This window comes from Janthinobacterium sp. GW822-FHT07H11, from assembly GCF_058798615.1.
In genome coordinates, this window is record NZ_CM179507.1 from 4,705,216 (window position 1) to 4,730,109 (window position 24,894).

Sequence of the window (24,894 nt, forward strand, 5' to 3'; positions counted from 1 at the left end):
CTGCGGCCTTGTCTGGCGACAAACTGCGGTCAGGAACGCGCAAGGCGCGCCGGGGAGGCGCGCCGTGGCAAGGAAGGGGCGCGGCCGGCCCTCAGTCGAGTTCTTCGCGCGCCACCAGGATGCCATCGGCATCGGCATAGATCCAGTCGCCCGGATGCACGGCCACGCCGCTGATTGCCACGCGCACGTCGCGCTGTCCGGCGCCCGTCTTGTTGCTCTTGCGCGGATGCGTGGCCAGCGCGCGCACGCCGATCTGGCACACGTTGATCTCCTCGCTGTCGCGGATGCAGCCATCGACGACGATGCCGGCCCAGCCATTGCTTTCCGCCAGCACGCCCAGCTGCCCGCCCACCAGCGCGCGGCGCAGGCTGCCGCCGCCATCGATCACCAGCACATGACCCTGGCCCGGCGTTTCCAGGGTGCTGCGCACCAGGGCGTTATCCTCGAACACCTGCAAGGTGGTGGCGGGGCCGCGAAACCGGATGCGCTGGCCAAAGGCGCGGTACACGGGCGGCAGCACAGCCAGGGTGCCCGCCTCCAGCATGGCCGCATGGTCATCGCACAGGTCGGTGGTGGCAAAAGTCATGCGAACTCCTCGTGAAATAGTATCGAATAACAATGATTCTATGCCTTTTGCAGCGCCGCGGCACGCGTTTTGCCGCCCACGCCGACGGCCGTGGCAATGGCCAGCGCCTGGAATACGCCGATGAAGACAAACAGCAGGGCCGGGTGATCGCCATCCATCAGCGCGCCGAACAGCAGCGGGCCGACGGCCAGGCCGCTGTCCAGGCCCGAATACACGACCCCATACACGCGCCCGGTGGCATTCTTCGGCGCCGCCGCGCGTATCATCAAATCGCGCGACGGTCCCGCCACGCCCGACATCAGGCCGATGGCGCCCATCAGCACGACGGCGCCCCAGGCCGGCACGACGGCCATGCCCAGCAGCACGGCCAGCAACGCGGCGGCGGAAAAGGCGATCGCCACGTTGCGGTCCGGCTGCTGGCTGCGCGCGCCCACCACGCCGCCGGCCAGCATGCCCACGGCCGAGGCCAGCATATAGGCCGTGTAGGCGCTGGTGGCCAGCGCCAGGCTCATGCCGTACAGCTTGACCAGGGCCACGCTGGCAAAGCTCTGGATGCCGCCCAGGGCGATGGCGGTGATGAAGAAGAAGGCAAAGCACATCCACACGGCGGGCAGGCGCAAAAAGTCCAGGCTGCCTTCGCCGCCCGCAGCCTGGCCCGGCGCGGCCTTTTTCGCCGGTTCGGGCCGGATGGCATGGCGGTTCAGGAACAGCACCAGCAGCACGCCGAACGGCAGCACGGCCGCGCATTGCAGCGCGATTCGCCAGTCGTAATGGGTGGCGACATAGGTCATGAACAGCGGGGCCAGGGCCCAGCCGATGTTGCCGCTGATGCCGTGCACGGAAAAGCCGTAGGCCACGCGGGCCGCCGAGACGCGCTGGTTGAGGATGGTGTAGTCGGCCGGGTGAAACACGCTGTTGCCCATGCCGGCCAGCATGGCGCCCAGCATCAGCGCCGCATAGCTGTGGGCCGTGGACAGGGCCAGCGCCGACACGCCCAGCAGGAAAATACCGGAAAACAGCACGGCGCGCGCGCCGAAGCGGTCGACGACAAAGCCGGCCAGCGCCTGCCCCACGCCGGAGATGATGAAAAACACCGTCATCAGCAGGCCCAGTTCCGCATACGACAGGCTGAAGGCCGGTTTCAGCCAGACGAACAGGGCCGCCAGGATCAGGTGATAGAAGTGCGAGACGCCATGCGCCAGGCCGACCAGGCCGATGACGCGCGCGTCGCTGCGCAAGCTAGGCAAGTTCGTCGGCGAGTTAGTTGTTATCATGTCATACCCTGTCTTATACTGATGAAGCTCAAGTGTATGCAAAATACTATCGTCTGTTTTCCGATAGAACGACATAATTTATCGAATTAAGGCCAAGCTGATGGGCGTACCTATCCTCCACCATACGCGCATGTGTCCGCCCAGGGAAGCGCCCAGCGCGACCATTCCCGTGACCATGATCGCGCGCGACCTGCAGCCCGACGAATTCCTGCAGCCGCACAGCCATCCATGGGGCCAGGTGACCTGCGCGCTCGAAGGCGTGCTGCGCATTACCGCCCACAACAGCAGCTGGGTGCTGCCGCCGATGCGCGCCATCTGGGTGCCGCCCCATGTCGAACATGCCGTCACGATACTGGAAAAAACCCGTTTGCGCCCGCTGTGCATCCATGCGGCGCGCGCGCCCTTTGCCGGCAGCGACTGCAAGGTGCTGGAAGTGTCGAGCCTGCTGCGGCAGCTCATCATGGCCCTGGAACAGCTGGACCCGGGGCAGGAACCGGCGCGCGAAGCGCTGCTGGCCGAATTGATCCTCGATGAGCTGGGGCGGTCCGGCACGCGTCCCATCCGCGTGCCCCTGCCGACCGACAAGCGCCTGAAGACCCTGTGCGACAGCCTGATCGACAAACCGGGCGCCAACCAGACGCTCGAGCACTGGGCGCAGGTGGCCGGTGCCTCGGAACGCACGCTGGCGCGGCTGTTCGAACGGGAATTGGGCATGAGTTTCGGCCAGTGGCGCCAGCAGGTGCGCCTGGCCCACGCGGCGCCGATGATCGCGCGCGGCGTGCCGCTGTCGCAGGTGGCCGAGGAACTGGGCTATGCCAGCCAGTCGGCCTTTTCCGCCATGTTCAAGAAAACCTTCGGCAGCTCGCCCTCGGCGTTTTTTGCCCAGGGCGGCAGGGAATAGGCGGCAGCGCAGCGATGGGCGCTAGTCCCGCGCGTCACGCCATGAAGTCGAACAGGGAGTTCTTGCCCGTATAACCCGGCAAAGCCGAGTTGCCGCCCATCTGCTCCTGCGCGGAATACAGTTTCACCAGCGCCTCGGCCTGCGCCGTCAGGGCCTTGGCCATGGCCGCCTTCTTGGTATTGAGCGTCGTGATTTCCTTGCCCACCGTTTGCACTTCCTTGCGGATGATGCTCGTTTCGCCCGTCAGCTCGCCCACCTTGGCGGTGAACTGGTCGGCCACGCCCTTGCCATTATTGGTAAACAACTTGCTGACGGCATCCGGGTCGGCGGCGATGGCGGCCTTCAATGCCTTGTCATCGAGCTTCAGCTCGCCATTCTTGCCCAGGCTGATCCCGGCGCTGCCCAGCACGGAAACGGGCACGCCATTGCTGGCCGTGCGCAACACTTGCGCCATTTGCGTGCTGACCTGCTTGAGCGCCGTATCGTATTTCAAATCGCCCTGCTGCAGCGTTTGCAGCTTGGTGTTGAGTTCATTGTAGGCGGCCACGAAACTGGCCACGTTGGTGGCGATCTGGCCGCTGTCCTTCGCAATGACCAGGTCGCTTGTTCCCTTGCCCGTCAAGGTGACGGTGGTGCCTGCAATGGCCGTCGTCAGCGTATTGCTGGCGCTCTTGATTTCCTTGCCGTCAATGCTTAGCAGCGCATCTTGCGCGGCGGCCGTCTGCTGCATGCCCTTGCTGGCGCTGGGCGAGTACGACAGCAGGTTGCCGATGGCCGCGTCGCCCGTGACGCTGATGCGCATGCTGCTGTCGGCGCCCGTCTTGCCGTTCAGGGCCAGGGTATAGCCATCGTCGTTCTTGACCACGCTGGCATCGACGCCCGCCTTCTTCAGCGCCGCGGCGATGCCATCGAGCGTGTTATTGCTGCTGTCGATGGTCAGCGAAATGGCCTTGCCGCTGCCGGCCGAAAACTGCTTGCCGTCGACCGTGCCCAATTCAATCTTGATCTGTGCCGGCGCTCCGGTGCCGATGGCGGTGCTCGACGATTTTTGCCCTGCGCTTTGCAAGGTCTGGCCCTGCGCCAGCTGCCTGACGTCCACCGCGTGCGTGCCGCTGGCGGCCTTGTCGGTGGTGGTGGCGCTGAGCACGCCCTTGGTGGTGGCGGTGGCGGCCGTGGCCAGGCCGCTGCCGGCCATGTTCTTCGCCACGTTCTGGAATTTGGCCAGCGCCGACTGCAATTGGCCCAGGCCGGACAGCTTGGTCTGATCCTTGGCCAGGTTATCGTTCAGCTTGAGGACGCCCTTGTTCTGCGACTGCATCTGGCGCTCGACCTTGGCGTACACGTCGGCCGAAATACTGCTGCTGGTTTTTGTCGCGTTGGCGTAGGCGTTGCTGTTGATCGTAGAATTAAACATGGTAGGCGTTCCTGTCCGGTGTAGTGTGACGACACACGGCTCAGGTCATGACCGCGCGCTCTGCAAGAGAGGCGGCGGCGGGCGCGCAAGGCGGCGGCCTCCCCCTCTTCCGATTGATAATTATGCAGTATTACTGAAATATCAAAACATCGAACAGAACGGTTTTTTCAGCACTGCAAATACATATGCACCATCTTAGCGCATAAACTTCGATATTGCGCTGCTCACGGCCATGTCCAGGTGCTGGAACGTCAGGCCCACCTTGAAGCCGGCACTGCTGAAAATACAGTGCGAGACGGAAGTGCGCGCCTCGATGATATGCGCCTTGCCATCGTAAAACAGCTCGAACAACACCTTGCCCTGCCTGCCCGCCTGCACCGGTTCGGCGATCACGGCGGACATGCCGCCCGGCCCCACGTCCAGCGTGCGCGCCGCCACGGGGCCGGCCCCGTCCATTACCAACATTGCCTTGGCACGCAATATCTTGCGTGCGCCTTGCCTTTGCTCAACTGACACTATATTCCGCTTCTCTATCATTCATGGTCGACGCGAATGCGCCACGCGCATCCATCGGACAAATATTATAGTTCCAAACGGAAATTTTGTTTGACTTGTCTCAAGCTTGGCATTTAAACCAGACCAACTCTTACTCCAGGTCGCGCAACTTGTTAAACGCTTCGTCGATGCGTTCCACGCCGATGACCTTGAGCCCCTCGATCACCTGCTTGGGCAGGTTGGACTTGGGCACCACGGCCAGGGTAAAGCCCAGCTTGGCCGCTTCGCGCAAGCGTTCCTGCCCGCGCGGCGCGGGACGGATCTCGCCGGCCAGTCCCACTTCGCCAAACACCACAAGCCCCCTTGGCAAGGGCTTGTTGCGCATCGACGAGTTAATCGCCAGCAATACAGCCAGGTCGGCCGCCGGTTCCGTGATCTTGACGCCGCCGACGGCGTTGATGAAGACATCCTGGTCGAAGGCGGCGATGCCCGCGTGGCGGTGCGCCACGGCCAGCAGCATGGCCAGGCGGTTCTGTTCGAGGCCGACGGACAGGCGGCGCGCATTCGGCAAATGGCTGGTGTCGACGAGGGCCTGGATTTCCACCAGCAGGGGGCGCGTGCCTTCCTGCGTCACCATCACGCACGAGCCGGGCACCTGGTTGTCGTGCTGCGACAGGAACAGCGCGGACGGGTTCGACACCCCTTTCAAGCCCTTTTCCGTCATGGCGAACACGCCCAGTTCATTGACGGCGCCGAAACGGTTCTTGATGGCGCGCACCAGGCGGAAGCTGGAATGGGCGTCACCCTCGAAATACAGCACCGTGTCGACGATGTGCTCGAGCACGCGGGGACCGGCCAGCGCGCCCTCTTTCGTCACGTGGCCCACCAGGATGATGGTCACGCCCGTCTGCTTGGCCGCCCGCGTCAGCTGCGCCGCGCACTCGCGCACCTGCGCCACGGAACCGGGCGCCGAGCTGAGCGCGTCCGAATACACGGTCTGGATGGAGTCGATGACCACCACTTCCGGCTTCAGGTCGTGCAAGGTGGAGAGGATCTTTTCCAGCTGGATCTCGGCCTGCAATTTGAGTTCCTTGGCGTCGATGACGAGGCGCTTGGCGCGCAGGGCGATCTGCGCGCCCGATTCCTCGCCGCTGACATACAGCACGCGCTTGTGGTGCGACATGTTGGCCAGCGCCTGCAGCAGCAGGGTCGACTTGCCGATGCCGGGGTCGCCGCCGATCAGCACCACGCCGCCCGCCACCATGCCGCCGCCCAGCACGCGGTCGAATTCCTCGATGCCGGTGCCGAAACGGGGCACGTCGATGGCGTCGATATCGTCGAGCGACAGCACGGGCGCCGTCTGCGCCAGCGACATGTGCTGCGGGTTCGAATAGCGGTTGTTGCCGCCCGTCTCGGGCAGGGTTTCCACCATGGTGTTCCACTGGTTGCACGAGGTGCATTGCCCCATCCATTTGTTGCTGATGGCGCCGCAATCGCTGCAGGTGTAGATGGTCTTGACTTTTGCCATGGTGTACTTTGCCCGGGTAAGGTAAAAATGCTGTTTATATATACAGTATATACAAACGGCGGGCCGGCGTCACTGTTATGCTTCGACCACGGGCACGCGCGGCGCCAGTGCGCACATCAGCTCGTAGCCGATGGTGCCGGCGGCCAGGGCCACCTCGTCGATCGGCATGCCCTGGCCCCACAAGGTGACGCCGCTGCCGACCTTGGCGCCCGGCACGTGGGTCAAGTCCACCATCAACATGTCCATCGAGACCCGGCCGATGAGCCCCGTGCGCACGCCGTCGACCAGCACCGGCGTGCCTTCGGGCGCGTGGCGCGGATAACCGTCCGCATAGCCGCAGGCCACCACGCCCACCTTGACGTTGCCGGCCGCGGCATAGCGGCTGCCGTAGCCGACGAACTCGCCGGCGGCGATGTCCTGCATGCCGATGATCTGGCTGCGCAAGGTCATCGTGGGCAGCAAGCCGAACGCCTGCGCCGACGTGCCGCCCGGAGCGCCGCTGGGCGTGCCGCCGTACAGCATGATGCCGGGACGCACCCAGTCGCTGTCCAGGTGGTGCAGCAACAGGCCGGCAGAATTGCACAGGCTGCGCGGCAAGGCTGTGCCTTCGCCGGCCGCGCCTATGCTGGCCGCGCCGGCTTCAAAACGCAGCATCTGCTGTTCCAACGGCAGGCGCGTGGGCGCCGCCTCGTCCGCATTGGCGAAATGCGTCATCAAAGTGATCGTGCCGATATGCGGCATGGCGCGCAGGCGCGCATACGCGGCGGCCACGGCGTCCGGCGTAAAACCGAGGCGGTTCATGCCCGTATTCATCTTCAGGTGCACATCGATGGCGGCCGGCAGGCGCGCCGCTGCCAGCATGGCGATCTGTTCCTCGCAATGCACGCTGCCATTCAATCCATATTGCACCATGACGGGCAGATCGCTGGCGTCAAAAAAACCTTCGAGCAGCAAGATGGGCTTGGTCCAGCCCAGTTCGCGCAGACGCACCGCGTAATCGACCTCGACCAGCGCCAGGCCATCGGCCTCGGCAAATCCCCGCATGGCCCGCTCCAGGCCATGGCCATAGGCATTGGCCTTGACCACGGCCCAGACCCTGGCGCCGTGCGCGCAGGCGCGCGCGCGCGCCAGATTGTGTTGCATGGCATCAAGATGGATACTGGCGATCAGGGGCCTGGGCATATGCGTGAGGGAGGGCAGTGGGAAAGCCGTATTTTACCGGACAGGCGGGCAGCGTGAAGCGGACAAGGCAAACTCGTGCGCAGTGATGACCATTTATAAAATGTTCATATGTATAAGCATTTTTCTACGGCATAAGAATTAAGCTTCGCTTAGGCAAGCATATGCAAAGCAGCCCCTTCCAAACTTGGGGTTTGCCGTTTTTTCGTGGTATAAAGCAAGCCAGATATGATTTCAGGCATTCCAGAATGAATCGTGGTTTTTATACCATCATGGCGGCGCAGTTCTTTTCCTCGCTGGCCGATAACGCCCTCTTTTTTGTCGCCGTCGATTTATTGGTGTCCATGAAATCCCCGGCGTGGATCACGCCGCTGCTCAAACTGTCATTCGTGCTGTTTTACGTGCTGTTGGCCGCTTTTGTCGGCGCCTTCGCGGATGCTCTGCCGAAAGGCAAGGTCATGTTCATTGCCAACATGGTCAAGATCTTCGGCTGCGCCCTCGTCTTCTTCCACGTCCATCCGCTGCTGGCCTATGCCGTCGTCGGCTTTGGCGCGGCCGTGTATTCGCCCGCCAAGTACGGCATCCTGACGGAACTGCTGCCGCCGGAAAAGCTCGTGGCGGCCAACGGCTGGATCGAAGGCTTGACCGTCACCTCCATCATCCTCGGCACCGTCATGGGCGGCGCGCTCGTCAGCGGCCACGTGTCCGACATGCTGCTGTCGATCGACCTCCCGCTGATCGACACGGGCATCACCAGCAAGACGGAAGCGGCCCTGTGCGTGGTGGTCGGCATTTACGTGCTGGCGACGCTGGCCAACCTGAAGATCCCCGATACGGGCTGCGTGTATGCGCACCAGGAACGCAATCCTATCAAACTGATCACCGATTTTGCCAATTGCTATTCCATCCTGTGGAAAGACAAACTGGGCCAGATCACCCTGGCCGTGACGACCCTGTTCTGGGGCGCCGGCGCCACCTTGCAGCTGATCGTGCTGGAATGGGCCAAGCAATCGTTGAACATGCCGTTCGACAAGGCGACCAGCCTGGTGGGCGTGGTGGCCATCGGCGTGGCGGCCGGCGCCGTGCTGTCGGCCCGCTTCATTCCGCTGCGCAAGTCGCTGACCGTCATCCCGCTCGGCATCGCCATGGGCGTGATCGTCATGATGATGACGCAAGTGCATTCCGTGTGGATCGCCTACCCGCTGCTGGTGCTGATCGGCGCCCTGTCCGGCTTCTTCGTCGTGCCGATGAACGCCCTGCTGCAACACCGTGGCCACGTGCTGATGAGTGCAGGCCACTCGATTGCCGTGCAGAACTTCAATGAAAACCTGTCGATTCTGACCATGCTGGCCGTGTATTCCATCATGATCCGTTTGCACCTGCCGCTGAACATCATCATCATCCTGTTCGGCCTGTTCGTCGCCGGCACCATGTACGCCATCATGCGCAAGCACAAGCTGAACCAGGCCGAGCATGACAACTTGTCGCTGATTGGCGAGCAGAAGCATTAAGCAATGTGGCGTCGGATTACGCGCCACGCGCTAATCCGACCTACATGACTCCAGCGTTACGGCTGTGGTTCATGGTTACGCAGGTAGCGCACCTGCTATCCGTCGCGCGGCGGCCTGCTGCGTCCAGTCAAGCGGCACGACAAAGCCGCGTTCACGCTCCACTTCCCACCCTTCGACAGTATCGACCGTGGCCACCATCAGCGGTTGCGCCAGATCAGACAATTGCGCGCGCAAGGCGTCCACATCGAGGACGGCCACGTCGCGCCCCTTGAACGGCGCCAGCCACTGCAAACGCGGCAGCACGACATAACGTTGCTGCGGCAATTGCGCCGGCGTGCACCAGAAGCCGTGCCCATGTTCCTGGGAAATGCCGTCCATGCCGGGCGCCGTGCCGAGCGCATAGAACAGCCAGCCCTTGACCAGCGCCTGCGCCGCGCGCACGGGCCGGGCCAGCAGGGTTTGCGCGGCCGGGTGGCGCGACAAGGCCAGTTGCTTGTCGAGAATCTTGCGCATCTTCAAGCCCAAGGTGTCGGCCAGGTTGGGGCCGATCAAGTGATTGAAGACGCCGGGATCGGGCGCGCCTTCGAGCAGGTAGAACTTGGTGGCAAATTCCCAATGCAGCAAGTCCTTACCGTCGTGCAACAGGAAATCGAACTCGCCCACCGTGTCGTTGCGGTTCACCTGCACCTGCAAGCCGTGCGCTTGCAATACCCCACGCTGCTCAAAATAAAAGGCCAGCAGCTTTTCAGCGTACAGGCCCAGGCGGGAATAAAATTTCGGCCCCAGCGCCGCGTCGAGCGGCGACGGATCATCCTGCAGCGCCCCCAGCCACGCCGCCACGGCGGGCGTGACGGGAGGCAAGCTGGCGATGCGCCCGCCCCAGTGGGGGCTGGACGGGTCGAGCAAGTCGGGCGAGTCGAGCAGCCAGGCCAGCGCCCGCACGCGGGGTTGCGTCAGATGGCCCCAGCGCTGCTCGAAGCGGACCTGGAAGGCGCCGATGGCCGCATCAACCACCGTGCGTGCTTTTCGCCAGGCACAGGTCGGCCCAGGCGCGCGCCTTGGCCTTGCCCGTCTCGTCCTGCAGCAGCATTTCCGGGTGGAAGGTGGCGATCAGCGAGGCATTGCCCAGCTGGCGCACCTTGCCCCGTGCAGGCTTTTCTCCGGGATGGATGCCGGCGGCGGCCATCGAACCGAGGGTGACGATGGTGCGCGGCTGCAGCAGGGCCAGTTCGCGCTCGAAATACGGGCGGCAGGCGGCCGACTCGGCCTCTGTCGGCAAGCGTTCCTGCCCCGCCTCGTCGAGCGGACGGCATTTCAGCAAGTGGGTAATATACACATCGCGCCCCGCATCGACGGCGATGGCTTTGAGCATATTGTCGAGCAATTTGCCCTGCTCGCCCGGCAAGGCGCGCCCTTCGCGCTCTTCCAGGCGCGAAGGGCTGCTGGCCAGCATCAGCCAATCACCCTGGCGGTCGCCACGGCCCATGACGACGCCCTTGCGCGTCTTGCACAAGTCGCAGCGCGCGCATTTGGCGACGGCCGCCGTCAAGCCATCCCAGTCGAGGGCGGCGATGTCGGCGTCGCTCAGTTGCTTCACTGGCGCAGGCGCGGGCGCATCGTCGAACCAGGCCGTGTCGTCAGGCGCGGCGGCGGGAGCTGGCGTAGCGGCAACGGCGACAGGTGTCTCGGCCCGCACCTCGGCGACCACTGCAGTGACCACCTCGGTGAGCACTGCGGTCACGGCTTCCACGGCTTCGGCCACGGGCGCCGCCACGGCGACGTCCATCTCCACGGCAGCTTCGGCGGCAACGTCCATGGCTTCGGGCGCGGCGCCCTGGCGCAGGTGCCACAAGGGGCCGACACCCATTTCATCGAGGAAAACGGCGCTGCGGCTCATAAGGTATAACGCATGACGATGGCGTCCTCACGTTGCGAGTTGCTGGCCGGATAGTACCCCTTGCGCCGGCCGATCTGTTCAAATCCATAGCGCTGGTAAATGTCGAGCGCGCGCGTATTCGACGGGCGCACTTCCAGCAGCATCGATTCCATGCCCAGCTGGCGCGCGCAGGCGCAGGACTGGTTCAGCAGGAAGCGGCCCAGTCCCTGGCCCTGGATGGCGCCCTCGACGGCCACGTTGAGCAAATGCGCTTCGTCGACGACCAGCATCAGCAAGAAATAGCCAAGCAAGGTGCCGTCCACGTCGCGCAGCACCCAGGCCGGGTAGCCGCTCTTGAGCGAATCGACAAAGTTGCCATGCGTCCAGGGATACGGATACACGCGCTGCTCCAGCGCCAGCACCTCAATCAGGTCGGCTTCGACCATCGGCTGGTAGTCGAGGCGCAGCAAGTCCCAGCCGGCAGCATTGTCCTGGCCCGCCACGCTCATTGCGCGGACTCCGCAGCGGCCTTGGCCTGTTGCATCTCTTGCCGTTCCGCACTGGTATAAGCGATCTTGTTGCGCAAATACAAAGGCTGCGCCTCGGCCGCCGTCACGCACCGACCGGCCGCAAACGCGATGCGCGCCAGCTGCGCCACCTGCACGGCGTGCGGCATGATGGCGGCGTCGGCCGTGGCGGCGCACGGCAGCGCGGCCAGCGCTTCGGCATAGGCAGCAAAACCGTTGCCGCAGCCCACGACGTCGCCTTGCGGCGCCACACCGGCCGGCGCGCTCAGGGCCGGCGGCAGCACGGCTTGCAAGCCGTCTTGATAATCATACTGCGCCCAGTACACTTCGCCCATGCGGGCGTCGAGCACGGTCACGATGTGTTGCGCGCCATGCTGCTGATGGCAGGCGAGCGCCATGGCGTCGAGGGTGACGACGGGCACGACGGGCAGGCTGGCGCCATAGGCCAGGCCTTGCGCGATGCCGCAGGCCGTGCGCACGCCCGTAAACGAGCCGGGGCCGGAGCCGTAGGCGATGGCATCGACGTCGGCCAGGGTCACGCCCGCTTCGGCCAGCAATTCCTGCACCATGGGCAGAATCGACTGGGAATGGGTGCGCACGCCCGACGAGGCGCGGGACAAGACGACATCGCCGCGCAACAGGGCGCAGGACGCGAGTTCGGACGAAGTTTCAATAGCAAGCAGGGTGGGTAGTAAGATAGGCATGCCGTATTTTACCTTGCCACGCCATGGCACGGCACTCCCCGCTGCGGCATGGCGTGGCAAGCCGGGCAGCGATCAGGCCGGCGCGGCTTGAGGCGGCTTGCACAGCGGGCCCGCCAGGACGGCTATAATGAAAGACGCAGCTAATGATTTGACCGGCATCAAGTGCGCCGCGCCAAGCAATCGTTCAGCCATTACCAAGCAACATTACCAAGCTACATCGCTCAGCAACATCGTCTTTCCACTCTTGCCCTGGTCCGTTCCGTGAATCCACTTCTTGCTAAACTGCAACCATATCCATTCGAAAAGCTGCGCCAGCTGTTTGCCGGCGTGACGGTCAATCCCGAGTACGCGCCCATCAGCCTGGGCATGGGCGAACCCAAGCATCCGACGCCGGCCTTCATCGAACAGGCGCTGGTCGACCATATCCACGGCCTGGCCAGCTATCCGACCACCATCGGCTCGGAAGCCTTGCGCAGCGCGATTGCCGGTTGGCTGGAACGCCGCTATGGCATCCCCAAGCTCAATCCTGCCACGCAAATCCTGCCCGTGAATGGTTCGCGCGAAGCGCTGTTTGCGCTGGCGCAAACGGTGATCGATCCGTCGGCCGGTTCGCTCGTGATCAGCCCGAATCCGTTTTACCAGATCTATGAAGGCGCGGCCTACCTGGCCGGCGCCGAACCGTATTTCGTCAATTCCGATCCCACGCGCAATTTCGGCTGCGATTACGACAGCGTGCCCGCCTCTGTCTGGGAAAAAGTGAAACTGCTGTTCCTGTGCTCGCCCGGCAACCCGACGGGCGCCGTCTTGAGCCTGACGGATTGGGAACACCTGTTCGCCCTGTCCGAGCGCTACGATTTCGTCATCGCCGCCGACGAGTGCTATTCCGAGATCTACCACGGCGACACGCCGCCGCTGGGCGCGCTGCAGGCGGCGCACATGCTGGGCCTGTCCACGGTCGAGCGCCCGTATGCGCGCCTGGTGGTGTTTTCCAGCCTGTCGAAGCGCTCGAACGTGCCGGGCATGCGCTCGGGCTTCGTGGCCGGCGACGCGGAAGTACTGAAAAAATTCCTGCTCTACCGAACCTACCACGGCGGCGCCATGAGCCCCGCCGTGCAGGCGGCCTCCGTCGCGGCCTGGAACGACGAAACCCATGTCGAGGAAAATCGCGCCAAGTACCGCGCCAAGTTCGACGCCATCACGCCGCTGCTGCAAGCGGTGATGGACGTGCAATTGCCGGACGCCGGCTTCTACCTGTGGGCCGACGTCAGCCGCACTGGCCTGTCCGACACCGAATTCGCGCAACGCCTGTACGCCGAATATAATGTCACGGTATTGCCTGGCAGCTACCTGGCGCGCGACGCGCACGGCGTCAATCCGGGCAGCAACCGCATCCGCATGGCCCTGGTGGCCGAAACGGCCGAAGGGCTGGAAGCGGCCTTGCGCATAGTAAAATTCTGCCAGCAGCTTTCCGCATCCGCATCAACCAACTAAATGAACAAGACATCATCATGAGCCAACAACTGCAAACCATCATCGACCAGGCCTGGGAAAACCGCGCCGAGATCAATCCGCGCAACGGCACGGCCGAACTGCGCGACGCCGTCTCCCACGTCATCAATGGCCTGGACAACGGCAGCATCCGCGTGGCGGAAAAAACCTCGGGCGACTGGGTCGTCAACCAGTGGGTCAAGAAAGCCGTGCTGCTGTCGTTCCGCCTGGAAGACAACGTCGTCCTGCCGTCCGATGGCACGATGCAGTTCTACGACAAGGTGCCGACCAAGTTCGCCAACTACACGGCCGAAGACTTCGCCAAGGGCGGCTTCCGCGTGGTGCCGCCAGCCGTCGCCCGCCGCGGCAGCTTCATCGCCAAGAACGTCGTGCTGATGCCGTCCTACGTCAACATCGGCGCCTACGTCGATGAAGGCGCCATGGTCGACACCTGGGCCACCGTTGGCTCCTGCGCGCAGATCGGCAAGAACGTCCACCTGTCCGGCGGCGTCGGCATCGGCGGCGTGCTGGAACCGATGCAAGCGAACCCGACCATCATCGAAGACAACTGCTTCATCGGCGCCCGCTCGGAAATCGTCGAAGGCGTGATCGTCGAAGAAAACTCCGTCATCTCGATGGGCGTGTACATCGGCCAGTCGACCAAGATCTACGACCGCGCCACGGGCGAAGTGACGTATGGCCGCGTGCCGGCCGGCTCCGTCGTGGTCTCGGGCAACCTGCCTTCGGAAGACGGCAAGTACTCGCTGTACTGCGCCGTGATCGTCAAGCGCGTCGATGCAAAGACCCGCGCCAAGACGGGCATCAACGAACTCTTGCGTGGCATTTGATCGTTACGCTGTGAAGTATAAGTAATACCTGCATGTCCCGCCCCGGCGGGACATTTTCATTTCCGACTAGCAACTTCAATCGTCGCGTTGCCCTGTTCCATCCTGTCCTATACTGGATGGCATGAATACTCCTCCCGTCCTGATCGTCGGCGCCGGTCCTACCGGCCTCATGCTTGCCTTGCGCCTGGCGCGCCATGGCGTCGATTGCCGCATCATCGATAAAAACAGTGGCCCCGGCCAGGCGTCGCGGGCCATGGCCGTGCATGCGCGCACCCTGGAGTTTTACCAGCAGCTGGGCTTTGCCGACGAACTGGTCAGCCTGGGCATCAAGATCAATGCCATGCACATCCACGAAGGCGGCGAGGAACTCGTGAAACTGGCGCTGGGCGAGATCGGCGAGGGGCTGAGTCCCTATCCTTTCGTGCTCAGCCTGCCCCAGGACGAGCATGAGCGTTTCCTGATCAGCAAGCTGGCGGCGGCCGGCGTGCACGTGGAATGGAACGTCACGCTGGACCTGTGGACGCAGGACGATAGCGAAGTGCAAGCCATCCTGCTCCACAACGGCGAACGTCAATATTGCACGTTTGACTACATCTGCGGCTGCGACGGCGCCCGCAGCAAGGTGCGCGAGATCGCCGCCTTCGACTTTTCCGGCGGCACCTACGACCACCTGTACTACGTGGCCGATGCGCAAGTGGCTGGCAACAACACGGATCTGCACGCCCACCTGGGCGCGAATGCGTTTGCGCTGATGTTGCCCGTGCGTACCAGCGGCATGCAGCGCCTGATCGGCATCCTGCCCGACCGCCCCGATGGCGCGCCCGCGCCCGTCTTCGACGATGTGCGCGGCGATGTGGAAACCCTGCTGGGCATCCGGGTCGAGCATGTGAACTGGTTTTCCACGTATAAAGTGCATCACCGCGTGGCGGCGCAATTTCGCGCGCGGCGCTGCTTCATCCTCGGCGACGCGGCCCATCTGCACAGCCCCGTGGGCGGCCAGGGCATGAACACGGGCCTGGGCGACGCCGTCAACCTGGCCTGGAAACTGGCGCAAAAGCTGCACGGCCAAAGCAACGACGCCCTGCTCGACACCTATGAAAGCGAGCGCATCGTGTTTGCCCGCAAGCTCGTCGCCACCACCGACCGCGCCTTCCAGGCCATCGTCGCGCAGGGCATGGCCGGGCAATTCCTGCGGCGTTGGCTGGTGCCGCACGCGCTGCCCTTCCTCTCGGGCTTTGCGCGGGCGCGCCGCTTGCTGTTCAAGACCGTGTCGCAAATCGAGATCCGCTATGAAGACAGCGCCCTGTCCGCCGGCCATGCGCAATACCTGCGCGGTGGCGACCGCCTGCCGTGGTTCTCCGATGGCACGCAAGACAATTTTATCGCCCTGCGCAGCATGGATTGGCAATTGCACATCTATGGCGAGCCGGCGCCCGAACTCGTCGATGAAGCGCGCGTGCTGAAACTGCCCGTGCATTGCTATACCTATAACGTGGCCGCCAAGCTGGCCGGCCTGGGCCGCGACGCCGCCTACCTCGTGCGCCCCGACGGCCACATCGCGCTGGCCCTGCACCTGCAGGAAAGCGGCGCCCTGCGCGCCCTGGCCTTGCGGCTGGGTCTGCATTTCGGTCCTGCGGAACCGGGCAAGGCGGCGCCACGGCCCGTGTAAGAAACAACGCCGCAGGTTTGTGCTGCATCAATGCAGATAGATTTAATTTCCTTGCTTTGTTTGCTTTGTTTGACTTCCTACCCTATGCTGTAACATGCAATGCAAGGAGTTGGCCATGTCGAACACATCAAACACACGTCGCCCTGCCGGCAATGGCGACACCGGCACAATTGATGAGGCAGCCACCGAAGCCGTGCATGCACCAGCCGCGCCCTCGCTGGCCAGGCAGCTGGCCGACACGCTGGCTGCCAGCGCCACTGGCTTGCGCTTCAACATTGCGCAAGACACCTTCCAGGAAGCCTATGCATCGCTGCTCGATGCCGTGCCGCGCGACGACCGGCCCGCGCTGCTGGCGCAAATGCGGCGCGACCTCGATATCGTGGCCGAGCGCGAGCTGAGCCTGGCAAGCGGCAGCGACACGCAGGCGGGCCACGTCAGCACCCGGCAATTCATGCGCGGACTGGAACAGCAGGAAAGCCAGCAGCGCGAAAAAGACCTGGCCTCGCACAGCTTGCTGTCTGGCCCCGAACTGCGCGTCCGGCTGGCAGTCACGCCGCAGGCGCTCAGTGCGGCACTCAAAGCCAGGCGCCTGTTCGCCTTGCGCGGCGCCTCCGGCGAATATGTTTACCCGGCGTTTTTCGCCGATCCCCGCCACGACCGCCACACCCTGGAAAAAGTCAGCAAGATTCTTGGCGACTTGCCCGGCGCCGCCAAATGGGACTTTTTTACCGTCCCGCGCCTGTCGCTGGGCGGCCAGTCGCCGCTGCAAGCCTTGGCCAAAGGAAAACTCGATGCCGTGATGGCGGCCGCCCGCGCCTACGCCGACGAATAGCGGCGCGACCGTGGCAACCTTGCGCCTGCCCAAGCTGGCGATGGCATCCGCCACGCCGCTATCCACGCACCGCGACTTCGGCCAGGTGGCGACGCAACTGGGCATCCGCAGCGCCTGGCCCTGAACCTGCCCGTAACATGCAACCGTGTTGCACTGCCGCATCGACTGCGCATCGACTGTATAATGTCGGCTACCATCGCATTTTGTCCTGGCGCAAGCGCCGCGATCAAGCGAACCGCATTCATTCCCCTTGGCCCTACCCATGACGACCATTACACTCTACGGTATCCCCAACTGCGATACCGTCAAAAAGGCCCGCACCTGGCTGGCCGCGCAGCAACTCGATTTCACCTTCCACGACTTCAAGAAGCAGGGCCTGGAACGCGCCGCCGTCGAGGCATGGCTGCGGCAATTGCCGTGGGATGTGCTGGTCAACAAGAAAGGCACGACCTGGCGCGCCCTGTCCGACGAGCGCAAGGCGTCCATTACCGACGCGGCCAGCGCTTTGGAACTGATGCTGGAAAACCCGTCCATCATCAAGCGCCCCGTGCTGGACAAGGATGGAAACTATAGCGTGGCGTTTTCCGATGCGCAGTATTCAGCCATTTTTTCCGTTTAAACCCGACACCTGCAAGGCTGGGGCCGTACGGGGACGCCGAGTCCCAAGGGTACGACCCCGCTCCACACCATGACCACCTCCAAAACCCTCGCCCTGACCGAAAAACTGATCGCCCTGTCCTCGGTCACGCCCGACGACAAGGGCTGCCAGCAGCACCTGATCGACCTCCTCACGCCGCTGGGCTTTGTCTGCGAGACGATCCAGTCGAACGACGTCACCAACCTGTGGGCACGCCGCGGCACCACCTCGCCCGTATTCGTCTTTGCAGGCCATACGGACGTGGTGCCCACCGGCCCCGTCGAGCAATGGCGATCGGAACCGTTCATTCCCACGCACCGTGACGGCAAGCTGTACGGCCGTGGCGCGGCCGACATGAAGACCTCGATCGCCGCCATGGTGGTTGCTTGCGAGGAATTTATTGCCGCCACGCCCGAACACACGGGTTCCATCGCTTTTTTGATCACCAGCGACGAGGAAGGCCCGGCCACGGACGGCACCGTCATCGTCTGCGACAAGTTGAAAGAACGCGGCGAGCAGATCGACTATTGCCTGGTCGGCGAGCCGACCTCGAGCGCGCAGCTGGGCGACATGATCAAGAACGGCCGCCGCGGCTCCCTGTCGGGCCGATTGACGATCAAGGGCGTGCAAGGCCATATCGCCTATCCGCACCTGGCGAAGAACCCGATCCACGAGGCGGCGCAGGCGCTGGCCGACCTGGTCGAAGAGAAATGGGACGCCGGCAACGAGTATTACCTGCCGACCTCGTGGCAAATGTCCAACATCAACGCGGGCACGGGCGCCAACAACGTGATCCCGGGCGACATGGTGATCGATTTTAACTTCCGCTTTTCCACGGCCAGCACGGCGGAGGGCTTGCAGGAACGGGTGCACGCCATCCTCGACCAGCATGACTTGCAGTACGATTTGCAGTGGACCCTGAGCGGCCTGCCCTTCCTCACGCCGCGCGGCACGCTCTCCGATGCGCTGTCGTCCGCCATCCTCGAAGAAACGGGCCTCGCGACGGCGCTGTCGACCACGGGCGGCACCTCGGATGGCCGGTTTATCGCGCAAATCTGCCCCCAAGTGATAGAATTCGGGCCGCCCAATGCCAGTATTCACAAGATCGACGAGCACATCGAACTGCGCCACATCGATCCCCTGAAGAATATTTACCGGCGCACGCTGGAGCATTTGCTGCCCGTCTGAACCAGAATACCGAGGCCCGTCACGGCGGGCCAGAACACCGTCTTTTCGAGAATGCCATGACCCCGAACCCGTTTTCCACGCCACGCGACCTGCTGCGCTACGCCGTTACCCGTTTTAATACCGCCAAGCTGTTTTTCGGCCACGGCAGCGCCGAAGCGTTCGACGAAGCGGCCTATCTGATCCTGCACACGTTGAAGTTGCCGCTCGACAAGCTCGAACCGTTTCTCGACGCCAAATTGCTGCCGTCGGAAATCGCCAGCGTCATGACGGTCATCGACCGCCGCAGCATCGACCGCGTGCCGGCCGCCTACATCACCAAGGAAGGCTGGCTGGGCACGTATAACTTCTACGTGGACGAGCGCGTGATCGTGCCCCGCTCCTTCATCGCCGAGCTGATCCCTGAATATTTCTCGCCATGGGTGGCGGAACCGGAAGCCGTGGAAAACATCCTGGAACTGTGCACCGGTTCGGGCTGCCTTTCCATCATGATGGCCGACGCCTTCCCGAACGCCGCCGTCGACGCCGTGGACATTTCCGCCGACGCCCTGGCCGTGGCCAAGCGCAACGTCGACACGTACAAATTGCAGGACCGCGTGACCCTGATCGAATCGGACCTGTACACCAATGTGCCGGCCAAGAAATATGATTTGATCATCAGCAACCCGCCATACGTGAATTCCGCCTCGATGGGCGCCCTGCCCCAGGAATACCTGGCCGAACCGCAAATCGCCCTCGACGGCGGCAGCGACGGCATGGACCTGGTGCGCAAGATCATCGCCGGCGCGGCCGAGCGCCTGACGGACGACGGCATCCTGATGATTGAAATCGGCAACGAGCGCGCCTATGCGGAAGCGGCCTTCGGCGAGCTGGGCCTGACCTGGCTGACGACGAGCGCCGGCGACGACATGGTATTCCTGCTGACGGCCGAGCAGTTGAAGCTGGTTTGATCGACTTGGTAGGTCGGATTAGCGTAGCGTAATCCGACATGCCTGTGCGGCACCCGTCGGATTACACCCTTCGGGCTAATCCGACCTACACGATGTTTTTACGGCGAGGGGTAAAGCCCAGCCTTCACAAAGAAAAAAATGATACGTTTCCTACAAGTAAGCCTGATGCGCGGCATCAAACCGTTGCTCGAACAAGTCGATGTCACGCTCAATCCGGGCGACAAGATCGGCCTGATCGGCGCCAATGGCGCGGGCAAATCGAGCCTGTTCGCCATGATGCGCGGCGAATTGCACCCTGACCAGGGCGAGATCGATTTCCCGGCCAAGTGGCGCGTGGCTTACGTGGCGCAGGAAACGCCGCCGCTGGACCGTGCCGCGCTCGACTACGCCATCGATGGCGATATCACCCTGCGCAAGCTGGAAGCGGAACTGGCGCGCCTGGAGTCCGAGCCGGCCACGTCGGAAAACGGCATCGCCATCGGCGAGATCTACAGCGCGCTGGCCGATGCCGACGCGTATACCGTGCAGTCGCGCGGCGAGCAATTGCTGCTGGGCCTGGGCTTCACCCTGGACCAGATGCAGCAGCCCGTCGCCAGCTTCTCCGGCGGCTGGCGCATGCGTTTGAACCTGGCGCAAGCGCTGATGTGCCCGTCCGACCTGCTGCTGCTCGATGAACCGACCAACCACTTGGACCTGGACGCCATCATCTGGCTGGAAGACTGGCTCAAGCGCTACGCCGGCACCTTGCTGATCATTTCCCATGACCGCGACTTCCTCGACGAAGTGGTCAACGTGGTCGTGCATATCGACGAGCGCAAGCTGAAGCGCTATTCGGGCAACTATTCGAGCTTCGAGCGCCAGCGCGCGGCGCAGATGATACTGGCCGCCGGCGCGCTGGAAAAGCAGCAGCGCAAGCGTGCCCATCTGGAATCGTTCGTGAACCGCTTCAAGGCGCAAGCCTCGAAGGCGCGCCAGGCGCAAAGCCGCATGAAGGCGCTGGCGAAGATGGAAGAGCTGGCGCCGCTGCGCGCCGCCGCCGAATTCTCGTTCGAATTCCGCGAGCCTTTGAGCGCGCCGAATCCGCTGCTGGTGATGGAAGACGTCGATGCGGGCTACAAGATCGAGAACGACGCCACGGGCGAAATCACGCACAAGACCATCGTCAACGGCATCAAGTTTTCGCTGCAGATCGGCCAGCGCATCGGCTTGCTGGGCCAGAACGGCGCCGGCAAGTCGACCCTGATCAAGACCATCGCGGGCGAACTGATGCCCTTGAGCGGCGACGCCACCATGGGCAAGGGCCTCAACATCGGCTACTTCGCCCAGCACCAGGTGGAAATGCTGCGCCATGACGAATCGCCGCTGTGGCATCTGGCCAAGATCGCCCCGACCGTGCGCGAGCAGGAACTGCGCAACTTCCTGGGCGGCTTCAACTTCCCCGGCAACATGGTCACCGCTTCCATCGCCCCGTTCTCGGGCGGCGAAAAAGCCCGCCTGGCGCTGGCGCTGATCGTCTGGCAGCGTCCGAACCTGCTGCTGCTCGATGAACCGACCAACCACCTGGACCTGGAAACGCGCGAAGCGCTGACGGAAGCGCTGGCCCAGTTCGAAGGCACCTTGGTCGTCGTGTCCCATGATCGCCACTTGCTGCGCGCCACCACGGACGAATTCATCATCGTCGCCGACGGCAAGCTGCAGCCGTTCGACGGCGACCTGGACGACTACAAGGATTGGCTCTTCAAGACCAAGCTGGGCAAGGGCACCGATGTGCTGCCGGCCGCCGGCAAGGCCAACAAGACCGACTTCCCCGTGACATCGTCCGTCCCTGCGCCGGTAGCCGCCCCTGCCGCGCCCGTGCGCGACAAGCGCCAGGAGGCGGAAGACCGCCAGAAGGCGGCCGTCCTGCGCAAGCCGATCGAAAACAAGATCAAGCGCCAGGAAGAGCAGATCGCCAAGCGCAACGCGCAAAAGGCGGAAACGGAAGAAAAGCTGGGCGAACCGACCATCTACGACGCCGCCAACAAGGCCAAGCTCAAGCAATTGCTGGCCGACCAGACCTTCTTCACCAAGGACCTGGCGCAGCTGGAAGCGGAATGGCTCGATCTGCAGGATCAATTAGAGAAGCTCGGCTGATGAAGACACCTGACCACGCCTGCCGCGCGTCGGGATTTGCCGCCTGCGATACTCGCTGACCCGGCGTCCCGCTAGCTTCGTACAGATGCGCTTCTCAGCGACGACGTCCTTCCGCTCGCGACGGTTTTGTCAGGCGTCGGAACTGCAGTGAACAAAAAAACGGCTCGAATGAGCCGTTTTTTTATGCCGCCTGCATGGGGCTGGGGCTGCGGATGGCCATCAGCCGGTCGATGTCGACGAGGATCAGGCGGCGTCCGGCCAGCGTGCCCAGGCCCAGCAGGTAGTCGGCCTCGGCTGGCCCCAGGCCGGGCACGGGCGCGATGTCGCCGGGGGCCAGGCTGACGATATCGGTGACGCCGTCGACCACCATGCCCATCACGCCGCTGCTCAGCTGCAGGATGATCACGTCGGTGGCCGGATCGCTCGCGCCGCGGGCACTGCCGAACGCGGCGCGCATGTCGACGATGGGAATGATCACGCCGCGCGAGACGGCCACGCTTTGCAGCACTTCCCCGTCAGAGGAAAAACGGTCGAGTTCCTTGAGCGGGCGCAACTCGCGCACGCGCGCATAGTCGAGGCCGTATTCGAGGCCGCCCAGCCGGAAGCTCAAGTACGGCGTCAGGGATGGTGCGGTGCCGCGTTCCGCCGTTGCTGCGGCGCCAGGCGTCGTCGTGGACTGCATGATGATCCTTTCATCCGGTAAGCGCTGCCAGGATGCGCAGTGGCGCAAGACTGGAGCCATGCTAACCAGCATCCCCCAGGTGGACGTTGAGGAACATCAATTTTCCCGAAAGACCAGGCCGGCCACGCAACAGCCGCTTGCGCCAGCACAGCGGCGCGCGTCTTCCCTTACAATATCAGCATTGTTTTTCATCAGGCAGGCCATGCAACACCTCGTCAATCCCGCCGAAGTCGAATTCTCCGCCATCCGCGCCCAGGGGCCGGGCGGACAGAACGTCAACAAGGTGTCCAGCGCCATCCACTTGCGCTTCCCCATCGCCGCCTCGTCGCTGCCGGAAGCATACAAGGAGCGCCTGCTGGCCCTGCGCGACAGCCGCATCAGCAAGGATGGCGTGCTGGTGCTCAAGGCGCAGCAATCGCGCAGCCAGGAGCAGAACAAGGAAGAAGCCTTGCGCCGGCTGCAGGAAATCATCGACAGCGTGACCTTCCTGCCCGCCGTGCGCCGCGCCACCAAGCCCACGCGCAGCTCGCAGCGGCGGCGCCTCGACAGCAAGAGCACGCACAGCGTGCTGAAACAGTCGCGCGGCAAGGTCACCGACTGATTACGGTGGCGGCTGGTAGGTCCAGTCCAGGCTGCCCGTGCTGTCCGCAAACACGGGCTGCGTGGCCGGCGTGGCGCTGCGCAGCAGGGCCTTGATCTCCTTGGGCGGCCGGTCGTAGGCCTTGGCCGGTCCCGGCGGCGCCACCATGGCGCGCACCGTCGTCTCGCCATCGACCAGGCGCACCACGCAGCGCGACTGGCCCGCCGTGGCTTGCCGCTCCTGCCGCAGCTGCGCCTCCAGCGCCAGCATCTGCGCCTGCAGGACTTCCGCCTGCTTCACTTCCAGCCGCAGGCGCGCCACTTCCTTGAGCACGGACGCGATGCGCGCGGCCAGCTTGTCGTACGGCGCCTGCTGGAGCGGCTGCAGCACCCGCTCGCCGCGGCGCAGCTGGCCGGCCAGGGTCAGGTAATTGCGCACCTCGGGCAGCTGCGCAATGGTGTCGACTTCCTGCTGCCGCTTGTCCTGCATGCGCGCGTACTGCCTGGCCCGCTCCTGGCAGTCGGCGATCCGCTGCTCCAGGACGCTCAAGTCCGGCACCAGCGCAAACAGCAGCATCTCCACCTGCTTGCGCGGCCCGGCGCTGCCGATGTGGATGTGGCGCGCCGCCACGGCGCAGCCCTCGGCCAGTTCGATGACGAGCTCGTCGGCGATGATTTCACAATTGCTGGCATGCTCGATCACCACGCGCGTGCCGGCGATGACGCAGTTTTCGGCGCGCTGCAGGCGCACTTCGCCGCTGCGCGCCTGCAGCACGGAACCGGATGCCACGCCGGCGACGCGCACGTCGCCGTGCTCGTTGAAGGCGGTGCCGCCGACCAGGTTGCGCTGCAAGCATATCAGCCCGCCATGCGAGTGCAGATGGCCGTACACGTCGCCATGGATGGTGATATCGCTGCCGTCGAGCTGGCGCTGCTCCTGCACGTCGCCATATTCCTCGTACGCGGCGCGCAGCTTCAAATTGCCCGTGGTGCGGCTGCTGACGCCTTCGCGGCTGACGATCTTGTTGCCGATGGAAATCTGGCCCTGCGCGTCGACGTTGACATAGCCATCCTGCGCGGCCACCAGGTAGTCGCCGTCGCTGAAACGCTCGACCAGCGTGCCCGCCCCCGCCACTGTGGCCAGGTCCACGTCCTGCGGCGCGGGCGGCGCCAGCACCGCGCCGCCCAGGTCATGGCCCGGCAAGCCGGGCACGCCAGGCAGCTTGCGCAGCAGGCGCGCATGTTTTTTCACCTGCGGAAAACGGTTCTTAAAGCTCAGCAAGTCAAGCCGGCCATCGGGCCGTTCGCGCGGCGCATCGTCGCGGTGGATGCCCTGCGCAAGCTCGACCAACTGCGCAGCGCGCCCCGGCTGCGGCGCCAGCGCCCGCGCCACCGTGATGCGCTCGGCCTTGCCGCTATCGATGATGGCGCGCACGGCCGTGCTATCGATGCCGTAGCGTACGCCCTTGCCCCACAGGTCGGCCACCAGCTCATCGAAATCGCGGCGGGCCGGCACGCGGCTCTGCGCATCGGCAGGAATGGTTTCAAAGTAAAACTCAGCCACCTCGCCACGGATCTTGACTTGCTTGTACAGCGCGCGCCGCGGCGCCAGGAAAGGGGCGATGCGCGCGGCGATGCGCAGCAGCGCCTCGCCCTTGGGCATGGCCCGGGGCGGCGGCGCATGATACAGGGTCAGCAGGAAGAGAGGGTAGTCGAGGCCGGCAAGCAGCAGGCCCGCCTGGAACAGCTGATCGACGGCCGCGCGCAGTTGCGCGGGCGCCAGGGACAGATCGAAAAACACGCCCTCCTTGCGCTGGACGAGGCCGTGCGGCAAGCCGCCAGCCGGGGCCGCATCAGGAACGGCTGTGTCGTCGTCGCTCACCACTTGCCTCCCCA

23 protein-coding genes are annotated in these 24,894 nt (G+C 64.1%); 11 read left to right on the forward strand and 12 right to left on the reverse strand.

Features of this window, described 5'->3' with window-relative positions; all coding sequences use genetic code 11:
- Nucleotides 1-91: 91 nt before the first annotated feature.
- Both rraA and AC3RCJ_RS20715 read right to left on the reverse strand, forming a co-directional pair.
- Nucleotides 92-586 (reverse strand): ribonuclease E activity regulator RraA, encoded by a 495-nt coding sequence (rraA, locus tag AC3RCJ_RS20710; RefSeq protein ID WP_492960566.1) that lies wholly within the window; start codon nucleotides 584-586, stop codon nucleotides 92-94.
- A 38-nt stretch (nucleotides 587-624) separates the two neighbouring features.
- Nucleotides 625-1,860, reverse strand: a complete 1,236-nt coding sequence (locus AC3RCJ_RS20715) for an MFS transporter (protein WP_492960568.1) — start codon at nucleotides 1,858-1,860, stop codon at nucleotides 625-627.
- 100 nt (nucleotides 1,861-1,960) lie between these two features.
- On the opposite strand from AC3RCJ_RS20715, the gene AC3RCJ_RS20720 reads away from it, so the two are divergent.
- On the forward strand, nucleotides 1,961-2,761 hold the full coding sequence (locus tag AC3RCJ_RS20720; RefSeq protein ID WP_492960570.1) for an AraC family transcriptional regulator: 801 nt from the start codon (nucleotides 1,961-1,963) through the stop codon (nucleotides 2,759-2,761).
- Nucleotides 2,762-2,795: 34 nt separating this feature from the next.
- Here AC3RCJ_RS20720 and fliD read toward each other — a convergent pair whose 3' ends face one another.
- The 4 genes from fliD to alr form a co-directional block, all read right to left on the reverse strand.
- Nucleotides 2,796-4,175 carry a flagellar filament capping protein FliD gene (gene fliD / locus AC3RCJ_RS20725; protein WP_492960572.1) on the reverse strand — a complete coding sequence of 460 codons (1,380 nt, stop codon included), beginning with the start codon at nucleotides 4,173-4,175 and terminating at the stop codon, nucleotides 2,796-2,798.
- A gap of 195 nt (nucleotides 4,176-4,370) precedes the next feature.
- Nucleotides 4,371-4,712, reverse strand: a complete 342-nt coding sequence (locus tag AC3RCJ_RS20730; protein WP_492960574.1) for a PilZ domain-containing protein — start codon at nucleotides 4,710-4,712, stop codon at nucleotides 4,371-4,373.
- Between the two features lie 109 nt (nucleotides 4,713-4,821).
- Nucleotides 4,822-6,198, reverse strand: a complete 1,377-nt coding sequence (radA, locus tag AC3RCJ_RS20735) for a DNA repair protein RadA (RefSeq protein ID WP_128142536.1) — start codon at nucleotides 6,196-6,198, stop codon at nucleotides 4,822-4,824.
- Nucleotides 6,199-6,273: 75 nt separating this feature from the next.
- Nucleotides 6,274-7,380, reverse strand: coding sequence for an alanine racemase (alr, locus tag AC3RCJ_RS20740; RefSeq protein ID WP_492960577.1), 1,107 nt, complete (start codon nucleotides 7,378-7,380; stop codon nucleotides 6,274-6,276).
- Nucleotides 7,381-7,625: 245 nt separating this feature from the next.
- Here alr and lplT point away from each other — a divergent pair, with 245 nt between their 5' ends.
- The gene (lplT, locus tag AC3RCJ_RS20745; protein WP_492960579.1) at nucleotides 7,626-8,888 is read left to right on the forward strand and encodes a lysophospholipid transporter LplT; all 1,263 of its coding nucleotides are present in this window, start codon (nucleotides 7,626-7,628) and stop codon (nucleotides 8,886-8,888) included.
- A gap of 75 nt (nucleotides 8,889-8,963) precedes the next feature.
- Here the strand turns inward: lplT and AC3RCJ_RS20750 are convergent, their stop codons facing one another.
- Genes AC3RCJ_RS20750 through tsaB form a run of 4 tightly spaced genes read right to left on the reverse strand, consistent with a single transcriptional unit; the run spans nucleotide 8,964 to nucleotide 11,995 of the window.
- Complete coding sequence (locus tag AC3RCJ_RS20750) at nucleotides 8,964-9,902, reverse strand: DUF1853 family protein (protein ID WP_492960581.1); 939 nt, start codon at nucleotides 9,900-9,902, stop codon at nucleotides 8,964-8,966.
- Nucleotides 9,895-10,785, reverse strand: a complete 891-nt coding sequence (locus AC3RCJ_RS20755; protein ID WP_492960583.1) for a uracil-DNA glycosylase — start codon at nucleotides 10,783-10,785, stop codon at nucleotides 9,895-9,897. The genes AC3RCJ_RS20750 and AC3RCJ_RS20755 overlap by 8 nt, the downstream gene beginning before the upstream one ends.
- Entirely contained in the window at nucleotides 10,782-11,273 is a 492-nt protein-coding gene (gene rimI / locus AC3RCJ_RS20760) for a ribosomal protein S18-alanine N-acetyltransferase (protein WP_492960585.1), read from the reverse strand. Before rimI ends, AC3RCJ_RS20755 begins: the two co-directional genes overlap by 4 nt.
- Nucleotides 11,270-11,995 (reverse strand): tRNA (adenosine(37)-N6)-threonylcarbamoyltransferase complex dimerization subunit type 1 TsaB, encoded by a 726-nt coding sequence (tsaB, locus tag AC3RCJ_RS20765; protein ID WP_492960587.1) that lies wholly within the window; start codon nucleotides 11,993-11,995, stop codon nucleotides 11,270-11,272. The genes rimI and tsaB overlap by 4 nt, the downstream gene beginning before the upstream one ends.
- Before the next feature lie 261 nt (nucleotides 11,996-12,256).
- On the opposite strand from tsaB, the gene dapC reads away from it, so the two are divergent.
- The 8 genes from dapC to AC3RCJ_RS20805 all read left to right on the forward strand — a co-directional run bounded on the left by dapC (nucleotide 12,257) and on the right by AC3RCJ_RS20805 (nucleotide 21,737).
- On the forward strand, nucleotides 12,257-13,486 hold the full coding sequence (gene dapC / locus AC3RCJ_RS20770; protein ID WP_492960589.1) for a succinyldiaminopimelate transaminase: 1,230 nt from the start codon (nucleotides 12,257-12,259) through the stop codon (nucleotides 13,484-13,486).
- A 17-nt stretch (nucleotides 13,487-13,503) separates the two neighbouring features.
- The gene (gene dapD, locus AC3RCJ_RS20775; RefSeq protein WP_070223998.1) at nucleotides 13,504-14,331 is read left to right on the forward strand and encodes a 2,3,4,5-tetrahydropyridine-2,6-dicarboxylate N-succinyltransferase; all 828 of its coding nucleotides are present in this window, start codon (nucleotides 13,504-13,506) and stop codon (nucleotides 14,329-14,331) included.
- Nucleotides 14,332-14,452: 121 nt separating this feature from the next.
- Nucleotides 14,453-16,000 carry an FAD-dependent oxidoreductase gene (locus tag AC3RCJ_RS20780; protein WP_492960591.1) on the forward strand — a complete coding sequence of 516 codons (1,548 nt, stop codon included), beginning with the start codon at nucleotides 14,453-14,455 and terminating at the stop codon, nucleotides 15,998-16,000.
- 115 nt (nucleotides 16,001-16,115) lie between these two features.
- Nucleotides 16,116-16,832, forward strand: a complete 717-nt coding sequence (locus AC3RCJ_RS20785) for a hypothetical protein (protein ID WP_492960593.1) — start codon at nucleotides 16,116-16,118, stop codon at nucleotides 16,830-16,832.
- Between the two features lie 262 nt (nucleotides 16,833-17,094).
- Nucleotides 17,095-17,451: an ArsC family reductase gene (locus AC3RCJ_RS20790; RefSeq protein WP_492960595.1), complete on the forward strand. Its 357-nt coding sequence runs from the start codon at nucleotides 17,095-17,097 to the stop codon at nucleotides 17,449-17,451.
- Between the two features lie 69 nt (nucleotides 17,452-17,520).
- Nucleotides 17,521-18,657 carry a succinyl-diaminopimelate desuccinylase gene (gene dapE / locus AC3RCJ_RS20795; protein WP_492960597.1) on the forward strand — a complete coding sequence of 379 codons (1,137 nt, stop codon included), beginning with the start codon at nucleotides 17,521-17,523 and terminating at the stop codon, nucleotides 18,655-18,657.
- A 56-nt stretch (nucleotides 18,658-18,713) separates the two neighbouring features.
- On the forward strand, nucleotides 18,714-19,604 hold the full coding sequence (gene prmB, locus AC3RCJ_RS20800; protein ID WP_492960599.1) for a 50S ribosomal protein L3 N(5)-glutamine methyltransferase: 891 nt from the start codon (nucleotides 18,714-18,716) through the stop codon (nucleotides 19,602-19,604).
- Nucleotides 19,605-19,742: 138 nt separating this feature from the next.
- Complete coding sequence (locus AC3RCJ_RS20805; protein ID WP_492960601.1) at nucleotides 19,743-21,737, forward strand: ATP-binding cassette domain-containing protein; 1,995 nt, start codon at nucleotides 19,743-19,745, stop codon at nucleotides 21,735-21,737.
- Between the two features lie 181 nt (nucleotides 21,738-21,918).
- Here AC3RCJ_RS20805 and AC3RCJ_RS20810 read toward each other — a convergent pair whose 3' ends face one another.
- Entirely contained in the window at nucleotides 21,919-22,419 is a 501-nt protein-coding gene (locus tag AC3RCJ_RS20810) for a chemotaxis protein CheW (protein ID WP_492960603.1), read from the reverse strand.
- A 202-nt stretch (nucleotides 22,420-22,621) separates the two neighbouring features.
- On the opposite strand from AC3RCJ_RS20810, the gene arfB reads away from it, so the two are divergent.
- Entirely contained in the window at nucleotides 22,622-23,020 is a 399-nt protein-coding gene (gene arfB, locus AC3RCJ_RS20815) for an alternative ribosome rescue aminoacyl-tRNA hydrolase ArfB (protein ID WP_034749850.1), read from the forward strand.
- Here the strand turns inward: arfB and AC3RCJ_RS20820 are convergent, their stop codons facing one another.
- The gene (locus AC3RCJ_RS20820) at nucleotides 23,021-24,880 is read right to left on the reverse strand and encodes a flagellar assembly protein A (RefSeq protein ID WP_492960605.1); all 1,860 of its coding nucleotides are present in this window, start codon (nucleotides 24,878-24,880) and stop codon (nucleotides 23,021-23,023) included.
- Nucleotides 24,881-24,894: the final 14 nt, after the last annotated feature.